The following is a 17503-nucleotide window of genomic DNA, read 5'->3' as shown; positions in this document are numbered from 1 at the left end:
GTATTAATTTAAGCTTGAATTGATTGGGCTAGGCTTATTTAAGCTAACTATTAGAAATAGATGGGACAAAGATGGCAACTAAATATTATGTCGTTTGGGCTGGACGAGAAACGGGTATTTTTACCAGTTGGCCGCAAACGAAAGCCCTAGTCGATGGGTTTGCTGGCGCCAGATACAAATCCTTTAAAACCGAAGCCGAAGCAAAAGCCGCCTTCGGCAAAGGCAGCTCACGCCAAACTAAATCGCCAACTAAAACCGTCACAAAAACAGCCACAAAAAGCGTCAGTGCCACTAGCGCTATAGCCAATAGTGATGTCGATATTTACACCGATGGCGGTTGTGAGCCAAATCCAGGTAAAGCTGGCTCGGGACTCGCGCTCTATCGCCATGGCAAACTCTCTGAACTTTGGTATGGTTTATATAATCCCAATGGCACCAATAATACGGCCGAATTAAATGCACTATACCAAGCATTGTTAATTGCAAAAACTGAGCTTGAACAAGGACACAGCGTGCATATTCATAGTGATTCGCAGTATTCCATTAATTGTATTACCAACTGGGCATATGGCTGGAAGGCCAAAGGCTGGAAGCGAAAAACCGCTGGTGATATCGCCAACTTAACGATCATCCAAAGCGCCCATGCACTCTATGACAGCCTTAAAGAGAAGCTCATCATTTCCCATGTGGCCGCTCATGTGGGTATTGAAGGAAATGAACTCGCCGACCGTATGTCAATCTACGCAGTTGATCAACAAAGCCGGGATTTCATCCGCTATCCTGAGCCTTTCGTTCTCGCCGACATTTTGGCCTTACGGGCAGGATAATGGCTCACTCTCCACACACAGGAAATAATGATGATTAACATGGACTTTACTGAGCGATTAGTTATCGATACTGCGCAGCAGGCGTGGCAGCCGAGTCCAGCTAAGGGCGTGTGGCGCAAGCCCCTTGAGCGTGAAGCCAAAGAGTCTGGACACACGACCAGCATAGTGAAATATGAAGCAGGTTCGGCCTTTGCGACCCATAATCATCCTTTAGGCGAGGAGATATTGGTCCTTGATGGTGTGTTCTCTGACGAACATGGCGATTATCCTCAAGGGAGTTATATCCGCAATCCTCCTGGTAGTCATCATGCCCCCTTTAGCCAACAGGGCAGCACCCTGTTGGTCAAGCTCAATCAGTTTGCTCCTAGAGATACAACGACGGTTAGGCTTGATACCCGCAATACGCCTTGGCAAGCGGGCATTGGCGGACTTCAAGTGATGGAATTACATCAGTTTGAACATCAACATGTCGCCTTAGTTAAGTGGCCAAAGGGCGAGCGATTCCAGCCTCATCGCCATTTTGGTGGTGAGGAGATCTTGGTTCTTGCAGGCACATTTTGCGATGAATTTGGCACTTACCCAAAAGGCACTTGGCTCCGTAGCCCACATATGAGCCAGCATTTCCCCTTTGTGGAACAAGACACCATCATCTGGGTTAAAACCGGACATCTCCCAATAGATTATTAGTCTGCACAGTCAGATATAATATTTTCGTTTTTCCTCATCAGGGCATAACGTGCTGGCGCTATTGTCGTATCAATTAACGATTCAACTTCGCAAGCCTTGTATTATCTTCGCTGAAGTGGCGCCAATGCTAAAAGCTGACACAAATTGTTACATAGTTGTGTACATACTTAGACGCAAAGTATAAAATAAACGCCTGTAAACATTAGTAACAAGGCACAGTTAATAAACTGTATTGGTTTAACTTTGAGTCAAGTCTTCGTGATTATAACTAAGTTAAAGGCTGAACTAATTGTTGTGGAAAGCTAAGGGAAAACATGATTAATATTCCCTCTTATCAAAACAAGTTACTTAAGGAAGAGAGCCCCACCTATGCCTCATAAAAAAGCATAGTAAAGTGACTACAATTTACATGGAAAGGTTTTGCTTAGCAGACCATAAACATATTTATCCGCCTCTTTTATTATCACGACCTCTTTTCTCCGTTTCAAATAAATTTAGCCATTAATTATAAAGATAAGATTGCTTAAAGGTCGATTTTATACTAGTACCTATGTAGCGCTAACTTTATTTTAATTTCCATTAAACTAAATATAAATCAATTGTATACACGATTTTAGTTTAGTTGACATCAGTGCCAAATAGAGCCAACTAAAGGTTTTAAATATGAATTTAAACATGCTAAAAATCAAACATCGAATCGTGTTGTTAACACTTGTAGCCATCTTATCTTTCATTATTTCTCTCGTGATCAATAACAACAGCGTTCAAGACAACGCCCAGCGTCTAAACCGCGTTAATGAGCAACTATTTCCCGTAATGAAACTGGCAACCGTCAACGAAGGCTTAATGATCCAACTGGAACAAAATATTCAATCTGCGGTCACCACAGGTGAAGAAGACACTCTTATCATCGTTGATAAAATGATTAAGCAAATCGGTGATAACTTAAATAATATCAGTCAACTACTACCAGAAGAATCAAACGAAGCACAAGCAATGCGTGAAGAACTTATTGTTTACCATCGCAATGCCAAGAGCTTAGTGGCTGAATTTTTAAAAGATGATGTCGATTTTAATCTAATCAAGAATCAAGCGGCTAATAATGCTGATCGGTATAACAAACTTCTCAAACAGTTCAATGGAAAGCAGCTTAGTTTTTCAGATCAATTTGAACGCTCGATTCAAAATACCTTAGATAGTTCAGAACGAGCCTCCATATCAATGTTAACGATAGGTATTGCCGCATCAATGTTCCTCATTGTCGTTGGCTTCTTTGTCAATCGATCTATTATCGTCACGATCAATAATGTCACCGACTCGCTGAGAAATATTTCCGAGGGTGAAGGCGACCTAAGAGCTCGGATTCAGTATGACGGGAAAGATGAAATCGCAGCATTAGTACATTGGTTTAATCAGTTCGTGTCAAAATTACAGTCCTCTATCGCTGACACACAAAAAACCACAGAAAGTTTAGGACTGGTATCAAATTCTCTATTAACCAGCTGTAAACACAGTGAACTGTCAGTATCAGAACAAAATGAATCGGTGAGCAAAATTTCAAATGCGATGCGAGAGATGTTCGTCAGCGTTGAACATATTGCTGCATATGCAACCAATGCAGCATCTGAAGCCGACGATGCCAATCAAGAGGCACAGCGAGGACAAACGGTTGTCGCCAACGCTATTGCCACTATCAACCGACTATCCGAAGAAGTAAGAACAACAGCCGTTGTCGTCAACCAATTAGATGCATTTACCAGTAACGTCCACAATATTCTCAATACCATCAGAGGCATAGCGGAACAGACAAATCTCCTCGCCCTCAATGCAGCAATTGAAGCAGCGAGAGCTGGTGAGCAAGGCCGAGGCTTTGCGGTTGTTGCCGATGAAGTTAGAACATTAGCATCTAGAACACAAACATCGACCGAAGAGATCCAACAAGTTCTGCAAGAACTTAGCACAACATCAACACAGGCTGTAGAGGCTATGCAACGAGGCATAGAAACCGCTGATGACGGTGTTAAAAGCACTTCTCTCGCAGGTGAAGCCCTCCTCAGTATTACTGACAAAGTCAGTGCCATTGTCGTCGTTAATGAACAAATTGCTGCGGCAACAGAAGAGCAACACACTACTTCGGAATTAATACAACAATTCGTTGCAGAAATAGAAAGCAATGCGCAGAAAGTAAAAGTAACCACCGACGAGTTAGGTGGGGTGAGTTACGACATAGAAAACGTCAGCAAACAGCTACGGACGATTACTGAACAATTCAGAGTTTAACTATTTATTCTAAAAAGACCTTATCGAGGGAAATAAAATGCACATACGACACCCGTTACATTTCGCGCTAAAAGCTTTACCACTCGCTATTACAGCCGTCCTGCTACCGTCACAAGTGTTAGCTGATGAAGCAACAGAAGAGAGAATAGCGCAGCTAGAGCAACAAGTAAGAGACTTACAAAAACAACAAACGGCAAGTTTAACTGACAGCTTTACATTTAATGGCTTCATGAGCGGTGCCTACGTCACTGCCGACAATAACTCTGGCTACTTAGGCACAAGTACTTCCGCTGACTTTAGTGAAGAGAGTAAATTAGGATTTCAAGCAACCTTCAGTATCAGTGACCAAACTCAGGCTGTCATGCAACTGATGATGAAAGGTGAAAACGACTGGGATGTTGAAGCAGAGTGGGCATACGTTTCTCACCGATTTAACAACGGTGTGCAGATACGAGGGGGCAAACTACGTGTTCCATTATTTATGTACTCAGATTACCTAGACGTTGGATACGCTCAACCTTTCGCCCGGCCTCCTGAAGAAGTTTATGGAGCTGTCCCCTTCACGACTTACATCGGTGGCGATGTCAGCTATGATGTTGAATTTGATGATTCGACGCTGACGATACAAGCCTTTGGGGGCGAATCAGAAGAAGATAATACCGACATCAAAAACATCATAGGTGCAAATGTGATGTGGACTGATGAAACCTGGACATTACGTGCAGTATATGGACAAACAACATTAGATGGTTCAATCTCAAGAACGATAAAAATTCCATCACAAGATCCCTCATCAGGTCTTCCTATTGAAATCGATGCTCAGTTAACATTACTGACACTCGACAATGAAAAAGCAACCTTTAGTGGTGTTGGTGCAAGTTATGACAACGGACAATTCTTAGCTATCACCGAGTGGACTCGCAGTGAGGTCGATGGCAAATATACCGATGTAGATTCAGGTTACGTTACTCTCGGTTATCGTATCAATGCATTTACACCCTACATTACGGCGGCTTACTATGAGTCACAAGATGATAATGAAAGAGTGGTTGTTGATGCACAAAGTGCATTGATTGCCGCAATATTCAATGGTCAACGAACGGCTTATAGTGCTGGCCTTCGTTGGGATGCACTCGATAATCTGGCACTTAAATTCGATGTTACCTATGCAAACGACTTCGGTGACACATCTGGAGGTTTCCAAAGTAACATTCTTCAGCAATATGATGACGTAACGGTGTATACCGTTAAGTTTGATGTCGTATTTTAAGGAGCGCAATAATGAAAAATATATTATCAATTATCGCGCTTAGTCTTGCTGTTGCCATGTCGGCAGAGGCTGCAGTTGTTGTTATTGGTGCTCCAGGGGCCAGTGATATTTCCGCATCTGAAGCTAAGAAAGCATTTTTAGGTAAAGGCGCATCCTCTGCGACAGTCTACGAACTCGAGGAAGGAAATCCCGCGCGTTCAGAGTTTCACAGTAAAGTAACGGGCAAATCAGACTCTCAGTTGAAGGCTTTTTGGTCCAAACAGGTATTTACTGGTAAAGGAAACCCTCCTGCAACACTTAGTAGTGCCTCTGCAATGAAATCAACGATTGCAGCAAATCCCAATGCTATTGGTTATATAGATGAAGCCGATCTAGATGACACAGTAAAAGTCATTCTTAAACCATAATTAGAAGAAACTCTTATCGCTAAAAAACAGCCTGTTCGCAATTCCTAACAGGCTGTTTTTTTCATCTAAAAATCTTAATTCTCTCGTAAATTTTCAGCTAACTGATAGGTCAGCTTGGTGGCACAAATAGACTGACAAGCATCGGGATTCTGACCGCTCCACAGTGGTGAAAAATCATCTTTACCCATGCGTTCAGCGTACTGACGTAAGACCGCCATATCCGCCCCACCGTAAGGGAATGGCGGCACTAATGGATTAAGTGGCCCCAGTTCATGCATCACTCGATTGACGATTCCTCTTGCTGGTTTGCCAGAAAACAGTGTCGTTAATGCGCTATGGTATCGCCTCTCACTTTGCAGAGCATCACGATGAAGCTGGCTAGTTTTACTTTGATGACACAATAGGTAAGCCGTGCCCACCTGAACCGCACTGGCACCAAGCAGTAAGGCCGCTTGTACACTCTCACTATCACCAATACCGCCAGCGGCAATAATGGGCACCTCTATTTGCCCTTTAAGTTGACCCAATAGGCTAAACAATCCAACTTGTGTGCTCAAATCCTCAGTTAAAAACATCCCCCTGTGACCGCCTGCCTCGACACCTTGAGCGATGATAGCATCAACCCCGTTTAGTTGAAGCCACTTGGCCTCAGCTAAAGTGGTCGCCGTTGAGATGACTTTTGTCCCCCAGCCTTTTATGCGATTCATCAATGCTTTTTCGGGTAAACCAAAATGAAAACTGATGATAGGCGGAGAGAAAGGTTCAATCACATCGGCAATCTCATGGCTAAACGGCATTCTTGTTGGTGCGCTGTTTTTCTGTTCATCAGGTATGGCTAATTCGTCGAAATAGCCTTGCAGCCTTGCGCGCCACTTATCTTGAATCGCAGGACTATCCTCTGGCATCTGATGACAAAAAAAGTTGAGATTAAAAGGCCCATTGATCGCCGCCTTTAACTGGCCAATTTGTTGTTGCAATTGCTCAGCATTTAACATGGCACAAGGTAAGGAGCCCAACGCCCCCGCTTGACAAACCGCTATTGCTAATTCACTATCTTGAACCCCCGCCATGGGCGCTTGAATAATTGGCAGTTTGATATCCAAGAGTGCTTCTATTCCATGAGGCATGAGCAGTTCCTTTTTAATATCCCAGTAAAAATAAATACCTAAATTTGGCCAAGTTTAACTGGAGTACGCTTAAGATCCAAATATCCGTAACTAAAGCTACTCCACTAAATAAGATGAAGTATTACTCGATGCGCTGAGACTAGCTTGTATCAGTAATGACATGATGCTGATATCGAAAAAAGCGTAACAAGCTCACATATAAAGATATGTCTTCACTCTGGCTTATGAGACAATCAGCTCATGAAATTTTACCGTAAAATACACAAAGCGCCTTTGAGAGTGATACGCATTAGTCGTCGCCGTTTTGGGCTGCGTTTAAAACGTGACATGTTAGTGCTCAAGGACGCTTTAGCGCAGGAGAAACAGGAAACCAAAGATATGTTGGTCACCTATAAGCGCTATAGTCGCAAACAAGCGAGTAAAGAGGAGTTAAAGCTAGCGAATATGCAGCTTGCCGATCTTGTCAAAGGTCTGGGCCTTGGTGTCTTTGCGGTGTTGCCATTCGCCCCCATTACTATCCCAGTGGTGGTCAAGCTAGGTAAATGGGTTGGCGTCGAAGTGCTTCCTAGTTCTTTCAATAACTTATCTGAGCGAAAAGCCCATCTTGGGCGCATGGCCCAACAACATAAACGCACTGTTGAAAAAGTCAGCAGTAAATAAGTCATCGCTTTCACCTCTCTACCCCAGCATGCTAATCTTAGGTAATTTTTGACCTTACACACTGACATAAGATGGTACCCAATGACCCAACTACTTCTATCTGGTACTGAAGGGATCCCCCTTTCGATAATAGCGACTCATGATTACCCTACTTGGCTAACCAAACAGCCTGCCCCGCAACAAAACTGGCTAAACAACACTAAGTTTAGCGGCAAAGGCCTGAGTATTATTCCAAACACAGACGGCGCAATTGCGCAGGTTATTTATGTTACTAAGGAGATCGATTCTTATTGGATCTTCGGCGATATCGTCAATGAGTTACCCGAGAATCATTACTATCTTGATGCCAGTGACGAGCAGCTCAAAACTGCCGCTTTCAGCTGGGCACTCGGTGCCTATAAGTTCGATCGCTATAAGCAAAATGACAAGCAATATCCAACACTGGTCATTAATAGCGACACCATAGTAGAGCAAACATTAAAGCTCACTCGCTCGGTCGCCATAGTACGAGATTTGGTTAATACCCCCGCCGCCGACATGATGCCACAGCATCTAGCACAAACCATGGAAGCCTTAGCCGATGAGTTTGGCGCTAGCGTCACTCAGATCGTAGGCGATGAGCTTATCGATAAAAATTACCCGACTATTCATATGGTCGGACGCGCCAGTGAGAACCTTCCACGCCTTATCGACTTAACTTGGGGTGATGAAGATGCCCCTAAAGTCACTCTCGTAGGTAAAGGGGTTTGCTTCGACTCTGGCGGGCTAGATCTCAAACCTGGTGCAGGCATGCGCTTGATGAAGAAAGATATGGGCGGCGCCGCTCACGTAATTGGCTTAGCCCATCAAATTATGGCCAGCAATCTGCCTATCCGCTTGCGTGTATTAGTCCCTGCGGTTGAAAACGCGGTGTCTGCCAATGCATTCCGTCCAGGAGATGTGATCACCACTCGCAAAGGCCTGACCGTTGAGATTGATAATACCGATGCCGAAGGCCGCTTAGTCTTGTGTGATGCGCTTGCTGAGGCCAACAATGATAAGCCTGAGCTACTCATCGATTTTGCCACCTTAACCGGTGCTATGCGTATCGCCTTGGGTACAGAACTTCCCGGCTTTTTCAGCAATGATGATGAGGTCGCCACGGGTTTAACCGCCGCAGGCCTTGATGTTGAAGATCCCGTCTGGCGCATGCCGCTACACAAGCCTTACTTTGATCAAACAGGTAGTGACATTGCCGATTTAGCCAACTGCGGTAAGACGCCGTTTGGCGGCGCTATCACGGCTGCACTCTACCTTGAAGCATTTGTCGATGAGGATATTAGCTGGAGTCATTTTGACGTAATGGCATGGAATAACCGTAAATTGCCGGGTCGCCCTATTGGCGGTGAAGCATTCGGTATTCGTGCGGTATTTAAATATCTAAATCAACGCTTCGCTAAATAGCCATTTAGCGACAGATACAAAAAGCCCAAGGTAGATTAACTGCCTTGGGCTTTTTTATTTAATTTAGCGAGCGCGATTAAGATTTAAGCATCTACGCCTTTGCTGCGCAGGAACTCATCATACGTGCCTCTGAAATCGTTTACGCCATCGGCGGTGATCTCGATAATGCGAGTTGCTAGTGATGATACAAATGCGCGGTCGTGACTGACAAACAACAATGTGCCTTCATACATCTCTAGCGCATTGTTGAGCGATTCAATCGATTCCATATCCAAGTGGTTGGTTGGCTCATCCATGACCAAGATGTTTGGCTTTTGCATAATCAGCTTACCAAACAACATGCGGCCCTTCTCACCACCAGATAGCACTTTGACAGACTTCTTGATATCATCAGAACCAAATAGCATGCGGCCTAAATAACCACGAACGCTCTGATCATCATCTTCTGGTTTACGCCACTGGCTCATCCAATCGAACAATGTCATGTCGTTTTCAAAATCTGACTCATGATCCTGAGCGTAATAACCGATAGCAGAGTTTTCAGACCATTGGATAGTACCGCTATCTTGCGGAATATCATGAATAAGGGTCCGTAACATGGTGGTCTTACCCACACCGTTTTCACCTAGTACCGCGATACGCTCACCCACTTCGGCAATCAGATTGAAGTCTTTGAACAAAGGACCTTGGTCGAACCCTTTATTCAACTCTTCAACCACTAACGCATTACGGAACAGTTTCTTTTCCTGTTCGAAACGAATAAATGGATTCACCCGGCTAGAGGCTTTTACCTCTTCAAGTTTGATCTTATCGATCTGCTTAGCACGTGAAGTCGCTTGCTTAGCTTTTGAAGCGTTTGCAGAGAAACGAGCAACGAAGCCCTGAAGCTCAGAGATCTGCGCTTTCTTCTTAGCGTTATCCGATAACAGACGTTCACGAGCTTGGTTTGCCGCCATCATGTACTCATCGTAGTTACCTGGATAAACACGTAGTTCACCGTAATCCAAGTCAGCCATATGTGTACACACAGAGTTTAAGAAATATCTATCATGGGAGATGATGATCATTGTGCTGTTACGCTGATTAAGCATCTCTTGCAACCAACGGATGGTGTCGATATCCAAGTTGTTGGTAGGCTCATCGAGCAGTAATACATCAGGATCGCTAAATAGTGCCTGAGCGAGTAACACACGTAGCTTAAAACCAGGAGCGATTTCGCTCATTAAGCCAAAGTGTTGCTCTAGCGGAATACCCACACCTAACAGTAATTCACCTGCGCGAGACTCTGCGGTATAACCGTCCATCTCGGCAAATTCCATCTCAAGCTCAGCGACTTTAATGCCATCTTCTTCGGTCATTTCAGGTAAAGAGTAGATACGGTCACGCTCTTGCTTGACTTTCCAAAGTTCAGCATGTCCCATGATCACGGTATCAACCACATTAAACTCTTCATAACCAAACTGGTTCTGGCTCAATTTACCCAGACGCTCGTTGACATCGAGTGATACGTTGCCTGAGGTTGGCTCAAGCTCTCCGCCTAAGATCTTCATAAAGGTTGACTTACCACAACCATTAGCGCCGATAAGACCGTAACGATTGCCGCCGCCAAATTTAACTGAGATGTTTTCAAACAGCGGCTTTGAGCCAAACTGCATGGTGATATTAGCTGTAGTGATCAATGTGAAATTCCGAAATTTAGTTAAGCGAAGCGCTGCTAGCTACTCAAAATCTAACCTAGCAAACGATAGTATAAACCCTATCGATCACCACCTGATTAAAAAGCGCGCTAAAAAGGACAAATTAAAGCGCGCTACTATAGCGATTTAGGCTAAATTTAGCAACTTTAACTCGCGCTAAAACGATAAGCGCTAACGACAACGCCGCGAGTTATTTAGTCAAAGTAGCTTGAGAATCACTCAGCTTTACCCTTCTAAGGCGATTGGCGTTAGTGACGACGGTTAGCGATGAAAGCGCCATGGCCGCGCCAGCAACCACAGGACTCAACAACCATCCGGTAACAGGAAACAGTACACCTGCGGCAATTGGGATCCCTAAGGTGTTATAAATAAAGGCGCCAAACAGATTTTGTTTAATGTTGACCATGGCCGCTTTGGACAATATGAAAGTATCGGCTAACGTCATCACGCGCTCGGAGAGTAAGGTGATATCGGCACTTTCTATCGCGATCTCTGTACCGCTTCCCATCGCAATACCCACATTTGCCTCAGCAAGCGCTGGCGCATCGTTAATGCCATCACCAACCATGGCCACCACTTCACCAGCTTGCTTACGCTCGAGCACCAGCTGCTGTTTTTGCTCGGGACTAACCTCTGCAACGACATCAATAATCCCCACCTGACTCGCCACCGCTTTGGCGGTATGCTTGTTATCTCCACTGAGCAGCACCACTTTTAGTCCTTGGGTCAACATTGCGGTAATTGCGGCCTTAGCATCTGGTTTTATCGGATCGGCCACCGCCACCATCGCGGCCAACTGTCCATCAAGGGCTAAATAGATCGGCGTTTTACCTTTCGCCGCTAACTCATTGACCAGGGAGGCGACACTGTCTAAACCGTCAATCCCTTTTTCGGTCATCAGCTTCTCATTTCCCGCCACAATGGCATAACCCTCAATATCGGCGCTAATGCCTTGGCCCTTAATATTGGTAAAGTGTTCAGGCTCGTACAGGCTCAATCCCTTCTCGCTTGCATAGGCTAATATTGCGCTGGCTAAAGGATGCTCGGAGCGCTGCTGAGCGCTGGCAAATAGCGCCAGCAGTTTATTGTCATCAAGTTGCTCTCCACACTTATCAGCAGAGAGGTTAACCACATCGGTTACCGCAGGTTTTCCCTCTGTGATGGTGCCGGTTTTATCTAATATAACAGTCGTGACTTTACTCGCGGTTTGCAGCGCTTCACCATTTTTAAGCAGCACACCTATCTGCGCCGCGCGGCCGACTGCCACCATGATAGACATAGGTGTCGCCAGACCTAATGCGCAGGGACAGGCGATGATAAGCACTGAAGTTAGCACCACTAGCGCGTGACTCAACTGCGGCGCAGGGCCGATGAAAAACCAAGTTGCAGAGGCCACAATAGCGATAATCACCACAGCTGGTACGAAATACGCGGCTATCTGATCGGTAAGGCGCCCTATCGGCAGTTTAGAGGTTTGCGCCTGCTGCACTAACGCAATAATTTTGGCCAATTTAGTCTCTTGATGACTGGCGATCACTTGATAAATCAGGCTACCATTTTCACTTACCGTCCCAGCACTTAAGCTATCACCTGGATTTTTATTCACAGGTACAGGCTCTCCAGTCAGCATCGCCTCATTAATCAACGCATCGCCTTCAGTTACCCTGCCATCGAGTGCCACTCTATCCCCAGGCTTTAAACGCAACCTATCGCCAATGTTAATCTGTTTGATATCAACTGTTTCGTCACCATTATCGCTAACCCGAACCGCACTGGTTGGCTGCAGGCCAATAAGCTTACTCACTGCCTCGCTGGTTTTACCACGCGCACGCAACTCCATCCCATGGCCTAAGTTAATCAAACCTAAGATCATCACGCTCGCTTCGAAATAGACATGACGGGTCTCTTGTGGAAACCACTGAGGTATAAGGACCACCATCATGGAGTAGAGCCAAGCAGTACTGGTACCCAAAACAATAAGCGTGTCCATATTGGCACTTTTTGCCTTAAGCGCACTGTACATACCTTGATAAAAATGCCCGCCCGTAAACACCATCAGCAAGAGTGTAATAAGTCCCATCGCTCCCCAAGCCAACTGTTGACCTGAAGTATTGACCATCATCTCATTACCCAATATTCCCCATAACATCATAGGAATACCAACAGCTAACGCCGCTATCGATTGCAACAACCTTTTACGGTACTCTTTGTGCTCATTCTCTTGGCGCTGGGTTATCGCCAGCTGCTGATCTATGACCTGCTTACCTGGATATCCAGCCCTATCGAGCACCTTGGCGACCATGTCAGCATCATCAACCCCAGTCACAATCACTTGCTTATCGGCGAGATTAACCATGGTCTCGATACTTTGACTATCGGACGGCACTATTGCGTCCATCGCCTTGGTGATTTTTGCCACACAGCTGGCACAATTCATCGTTGGCACGTAAAAAATGAGCTTATCCATAGAAACTTTCCTCGTTGACCAATGCTAACTATATTGAGATATTATTCAGAATAAACGCTCCCCCAACGGGAGAGTCAATAAGCCGGAACATAAATATGATTAAAATCGGTGAAGTAGCGAAACAAACAGGCCTATCGGTAAAAAGTATTCGTTATTACCACGATATTGGCTTAGTCTGCGCCGAGCGAGGGGCTAATGGCTACCGCAGTTACGGTACGGCTCAGATAGATGAATTACATTTTCTGCATCACTGCCGTGAACTAGGCTTTACCTTAGAAGATTGTCGCGCACTTTTAAGCCTTAAAAGCGATAAATCCCGTAGCGCGGAAGATGTCAAACAGATTGCTAATATTCACTTGCAAGAGGTTAATCGTCGCATAGCACAACTACATAACCTCAAACAACAACTCAGCGAATTGATCCATGCCTGCGCAGGCGGAGAACAACCTGATTGTGCCATTTTAAAGGAGCTCAGTGCTAAGTCACCGACATCATCTTAAGCTATCATTTAGGATTGATTTTAGTATCAAGGTTGAACGGCAAACCACCACTGTTTTCAAGTGGCAACATGGGAATATATCCTGCAGGCATAAACCCAAATACTTGACCATAAAATGAGAGTTCGGCCTCTAGGGCTGCGACTTGATTACGCGGCTTTTGCAAGCCATGTCCCTCATCCTCAAAACGAAGCAAGGCAGTGGGCACCCCTCTTTGTTTCAGGGCGTTAAAAATGGCCAAAGATTGCTCCGGCGGCACTAGTGGATCTTGCATACCATGAATAAGCAGCAGAGGTTCTTTAAGATCATCTAAATGATAAAGCGGTGAGCGATCACGATAAAGCGCAGAACCTGGCTTTAAATCCCCGACCAGCTGATCCAAATACCCTAGCTCAAACTTATGGGTATTCTTATCAAGAGAATCCAAGTCGCTGATACCAGAATAAACCACGCCCGCTTTAAAAGTATCATAAAAAGCCAGCGCCGAGAGTACCGTAAACCCGCCAGCACTGGTTCCGCGAATGGCAAGCTTCTCACCATCAACCCATCCTCGCTCAACCAGATAGTTGGCGGCCTGCACCGCATCTTCAACATCGGCTTGCCCCCATAAACCATAAAGGCTCTGGCGATAGTCGCGCCCAAAACCTGAGCTGCCTCGATAATTAAGATCGAGCACAGCAAAACCACGACTGGTCCAGAATTGAATGTCTCGGCGAAAGCTCAAACTTGCACTGGCAGTTGGCCCACCATGGAGCATAATAATAAGCGGCGGACGCTGATCGTTTGGCGCAATAAAATGAGGATTCATGGGACCATAGAAATAGCCATAGACCGTTTGCTTAGATTGATCTAATGGGCAACTGATGGTCTCGGATCTTGAGATGTAATCAGGCTTCATTACTGGCACTTTGGGCACATAAACCCACTCGACGCCGCGACCAACAACGCGATAGACGCCCTTTTCCGGCGTCACTTTGTTACCAATAAAATAGATGCCATCCGCGGCTTTAATCACTTGCTTTACTTGCGCAAATTCGGCGGCTATTGACTCAAATGTCCCGGTATCAATATCGATGCGGATCAAGGAGGTGACACCTTTGCTCATATAGCTAGCAACTATCTTTCTCTGCGACTCAAACGCATAATTATGATTACCAAGATACCAATCTGGCACCGCAAACTCGGCCCCCATATCCAGTAGTTTCTCTGGTGTGCCATCAGACTTAACTCGATATAGATTCCACCAATTATCAAAATCTGCAATAAAATAGAGTTGTCCCGAAGGGCTAAAAAGCGGCTGAGTGATCGCGCCTTCATACCCTTTAAGCAACTGACGAACATTAGTCACTGCACCGTCAACATCGATATCGGCCAACCATAGCTCTGTTTTGTCCCAAGGCATATTAGGTTGCTGCCAGCTTATCCAAGCGAGCTGTTTGTTGTCTGGAGAGATCCGAGGAGCGGCATAAAAATCTTTACCCGAGGCGATCGTTTGTCCCTCATTGGTAAAGTTTAAATTTAAGGCAACGATACTCGCCTTAGGCAAGGCTTGCTGGCGATGATCCTCTCGTACACAGATAATACGAGAACCTTTGGGAAAAGAGACACAATCTGCATGCCTTGTACCTTCTGGTGTGATAGCCGTTGGCTGCTGATTAGGTGCGATCCGGTATAAACGCTGATCGAGATAGTTTACCGCAAATAAGCTATGGCCAATCCCCAGAAATGGCGCGCCGCCATATTCATGAACCCGACTTTTGACGTCAAATGAAGCCTCGATGACTTGGGTAACGTCACCATCAGCTTCCATACGATAGAGGCCGACTCGCCCCTCCTGCTCGGCATCCGATTGAGTAAAATAGATAGCATCATCGACACTTTGCAAAGCCGTAATATTATCTGATAGACCATACACATCATTGGGATTAACCACTGATTGCCAACTACCATAATCGGCAATAATACGACCACTGCGGACATCAATCTCTTGCTTATCTAACGGCGGTTTACAGGAGCTCAGAATCAACGCCGTTACCAGTATGAGCACTGCGCTAAGTAGTTGCCTTGCCGCTGTAAAATACATTAGCGTTTAAACATCAGTTTTTGGCTAAGCCAATCGATACTTTTACGCTGCTTATCGGCACTCAATCCAAAGTAGATACAAAGCCAAGGCGACAATAGTATATACCAAGGTAGAGTACCGGCCGCTTGTGGCTGAAACAGCAGGTAAAAGAATCCAAAATAGATCACCAATACGCCAACAATACCCACAAGTAGCATCAGACGCTTGGTCACTCTCTCTATCCACATAACAACCCCTTCTGTCACTTGTTGAACTGTTCAATACTATCAGTATAAAGTATCACCCATTTAACGACCTATTTGAAATGGCAATAAAAAACGGGCTAATGCCCGTTTTCAGTCAATGTTTGGGTATCGATTAGATACGAATACCACCATCAATTTCAAACACACGACCATTAACATAATCATTTTCGATAATAAATTTCACAGTCGAGGCTATCTCACTCGCTTGACCTAAACGGCCAACCGGCACCATCTTCTCGAGGCGCTCTAGGGCCTCTGGCTTCATGGCTGCAGTCATCTCTGTTTCAATTACCCCAGGAGCTACGGCTGCACTACGGATATTGTGACGCGCCAACTCTTTGGCCCAACCCACTGACATCGCAGCAACGCCAGCCTTTGAGGCTGCATAATTGGTTTGACCAATATTGCCTGCCTTGGCAAGGCTGGAAATATTGATAATAACGCCCTGTTGCTTCGATTCAATCATGGCAACCGCGGCTTCGCGACCACATAAGAAGGAGCCTGTCAGGTTAACATTAATCACTGCTTGGAATTGTGCTAACGACATGCGATCGCTCACCACGCCATCTTTTGCCTTGACTAACATACCGTCGAGTAAAATTCCGGCGTTATTGATCAGTACGTTAACTTGACCAAAATCTTCTAAGATGTAACCAAAACCCGCAACTACATCTTCTTCATCAGTAATGTCGAAAGCGTAACCTTGCACTTCGGTCATTGCGCCAATATCCGCACAAGCGCGTTCGAGTTTTTCTTGATCGACATCGATAAGCGCCAATTTCGCACCAGCAGCGGCCAACTCTTGGGCCATCGCAAAACCGAGTCCGCCGGCGCCACCTGTAATGACCACTACCTTATCTTTTAAATCCATCAACTTACCCTTTCTTATTAAACTGCTCAAAAATACTGGAAAAATCGCGCTTACCGTTACCTTGGCGAGCATGATTGACATATAAACTGCGTGCTAGCGCCCCCATTGGAGTGCTTGAGTTTGACAATAATGCCGCTTCTTGGGACAGACCAAGGTCTTTCACCATCAAATCGACCATAAATCCACCTTGATAGCCGTTCGATGAGGGCACACTTGGCATCACATCTGGGCAAGGATTATATTTATCTAGCGTCCAATTACCACCACTACTGACTTTCATTATCTCAGAAAGCACTTTTGGATCTAGCCCATGGTCGATCCCCATCTGTAACGACTCGCTTGTCGCGACCATCAATACCGACAGCAACATGTTATTGCAGATCTTGGCAACTTGACCAGCGCCAGCGCCGCCCGCGTGGAAAATATTAGCGCCCATTGCATTTAATACGCCTTGCGCCTGCTCAAAAGCACTATCGCTGCCACCACAGATAAAAGTGAGCGTTCCCGCGCTCGCGCCTGCGGTGCCACCCGATACTGGCGCATCGATGAACTCAAGCCCTTTGGCTTTAGCCTGCTCAGCAACAAAGCGGGCACTCTCGGCATCGATAGTCGAACAATCGATTAATAATGTGCCAGCAGCAACGACATCAACAATACCTTTATTATCGTCATCACCTAAATATAAACCGCGAACATGCTTACCTGCGGGTAACATGGTAATAACGATATCTGCCGCTGCCGCAGCTGCACATGCACTCGGCGCAGGAATAGCACCTTGCTCACTCACATGATGCAGCGCATCTTTAGACAGATCGAACGCGTTAACCGTAAAACCTGCTTTCACTAGGTTAACCGCCATTGGTCCACCCATGTTACCTAAACCGATAAATGCAACTGTACTCATCTCTTACTCCTTTTCCCTAGGACATTACCCTGATGAAA

General features: G+C 45.5%; 15 protein-coding genes. 8 read left to right on the top strand and 7 right to left on the bottom strand.

The features are described 5' to 3' along the window. Positions 1 to 71 precede the first annotated feature (71 nt). From K0I73_RS07905 to K0I73_RS07885, 5 genes are all read left to right on the top strand, one after another. The gene (locus K0I73_RS07905; protein WP_220063932.1) at positions 72 to 827 is read left to right on the top strand and encodes a ribonuclease H family protein; all 756 of its coding nucleotides are present in this window, start codon (positions 72 to 74) and stop codon (positions 825 to 827) included. A gap of 30 nt (positions 828 to 857) precedes the next feature. Next, positions 858 to 1514, top strand: a complete 657-nt coding sequence (locus tag K0I73_RS07900) for a cupin domain-containing protein (protein WP_220064304.1) — start codon at positions 858 to 860, stop codon at positions 1512 to 1514. A gap of 663 nt (positions 1515 to 2177) precedes the next feature. Further along, positions 2178 to 3794, top strand: coding sequence for a methyl-accepting chemotaxis protein (locus K0I73_RS07895; protein WP_220063931.1), 1617 nt, complete (start codon positions 2178 to 2180; stop codon positions 3792 to 3794). Between the two features lie 37 nt (positions 3795 to 3831). After that, positions 3832 to 5064, top strand: coding sequence for a hypothetical protein (locus K0I73_RS07890; RefSeq protein WP_220063930.1), 1233 nt, complete (start codon positions 3832 to 3834; stop codon positions 5062 to 5064). An 11-nt stretch (positions 5065 to 5075) separates the two neighbouring features. Continuing rightward, a complete protein-coding gene (locus K0I73_RS07885; protein WP_220063929.1) occupies positions 5076 to 5471 on the top strand; it encodes a phosphate ABC transporter substrate-binding protein in 396 nt (131 codons plus the stop codon). A gap of 74 nt (positions 5472 to 5545) precedes the next feature. Here K0I73_RS07885 and K0I73_RS07880 read toward each other — a convergent pair whose 3' ends face one another. Further along, on the bottom strand, positions 5546 to 6598 hold the full coding sequence (locus K0I73_RS07880; protein WP_220063928.1) for an NAD(P)H-dependent flavin oxidoreductase: 1053 nt from the start codon (positions 6596 to 6598) through the stop codon (positions 5546 to 5548). A 240-nt stretch (positions 6599 to 6838) separates the two neighbouring features. On the opposite strand from K0I73_RS07880, the gene K0I73_RS07875 reads away from it, so the two are divergent. Both K0I73_RS07875 and K0I73_RS07870 read left to right on the top strand, forming a co-directional pair. Further along, on the top strand, positions 6839 to 7258 hold the full coding sequence (locus K0I73_RS07875) for an LETM1 domain-containing protein (RefSeq protein WP_220063927.1): 420 nt from the start codon (positions 6839 to 6841) through the stop codon (positions 7256 to 7258). A gap of 81 nt (positions 7259 to 7339) precedes the next feature. Beyond that, positions 7340 to 8701 carry a leucyl aminopeptidase family protein gene (locus K0I73_RS07870; protein WP_220063926.1) on the top strand — a complete coding sequence of 454 codons (1362 nt, stop codon included), beginning with the start codon at positions 7340 to 7342 and terminating at the stop codon, positions 8699 to 8701. An 83-nt stretch (positions 8702 to 8784) separates the two neighbouring features. Here K0I73_RS07870 and K0I73_RS07865 read toward each other — a convergent pair whose 3' ends face one another. Both K0I73_RS07865 and K0I73_RS07860 read right to left on the bottom strand, forming a co-directional pair. Further along, entirely contained in the window at positions 8785 to 10380 is a 1596-nt protein-coding gene (locus tag K0I73_RS07865; RefSeq protein ID WP_220063925.1) for an ABC-F family ATPase, read from the bottom strand. 208 nt (positions 10381 to 10588) lie between these two features. Continuing rightward, entirely contained in the window at positions 10589 to 12865 is a 2277-nt protein-coding gene (locus K0I73_RS07860; protein ID WP_220063924.1) for a heavy metal translocating P-type ATPase, read from the bottom strand. A gap of 98 nt (positions 12866 to 12963) precedes the next feature. Here K0I73_RS07860 and K0I73_RS07855 point away from each other — a divergent pair, with 98 nt between their 5' ends. Then, the gene (locus tag K0I73_RS07855) at positions 12964 to 13365 is read left to right on the top strand and encodes a MerR family DNA-binding protein (protein WP_220064303.1); all 402 of its coding nucleotides are present in this window, start codon (positions 12964 to 12966) and stop codon (positions 13363 to 13365) included. A 4-nt stretch (positions 13366 to 13369) separates the two neighbouring features. On the opposite strand, the gene K0I73_RS07850 is transcribed toward K0I73_RS07855, so the two are convergent. The 4 genes from K0I73_RS07850 to mmsB form a co-directional block, all read right to left on the bottom strand. Next, a complete protein-coding gene (locus K0I73_RS07850; protein WP_220063923.1) occupies positions 13370 to 15445 on the bottom strand; it encodes a S9 family peptidase in 2076 nt (691 codons plus the stop codon). Continuing rightward, positions 15445 to 15672 (bottom strand): hypothetical protein, encoded by a 228-nt coding sequence (locus tag K0I73_RS07845; protein ID WP_220063922.1) that lies wholly within the window; start codon positions 15670 to 15672, stop codon positions 15445 to 15447. Before K0I73_RS07845 ends, K0I73_RS07850 begins: the two co-directional genes overlap by 1 nt. A gap of 130 nt (positions 15673 to 15802) precedes the next feature. Further along, positions 15803 to 16561 (bottom strand): SDR family oxidoreductase, encoded by a 759-nt coding sequence (locus tag K0I73_RS07840; protein ID WP_220063921.1) that lies wholly within the window; start codon positions 16559 to 16561, stop codon positions 15803 to 15805. A gap of 4 nt (positions 16562 to 16565) precedes the next feature. After that, on the bottom strand, positions 16566 to 17465 hold the full coding sequence (gene mmsB, locus K0I73_RS07835) for a 3-hydroxyisobutyrate dehydrogenase (RefSeq protein WP_220063920.1): 900 nt from the start codon (positions 17463 to 17465) through the stop codon (positions 16566 to 16568). Between the last annotated feature and the right edge of the window lie 38 nt (positions 17466 to 17503).

Origin of the sequence: Shewanella mesophila, from assembly GCF_019457515.1 — a bacterium.
Classification (GTDB): Bacteria; Pseudomonadota; Gammaproteobacteria; order Enterobacterales; family Shewanellaceae; genus Shewanella; species Shewanella mesophila.
The sequence above is the reverse complement of the archived record's forward strand: the minus strand, read 5'-3'. Positions and strand labels throughout refer to the sequence as shown.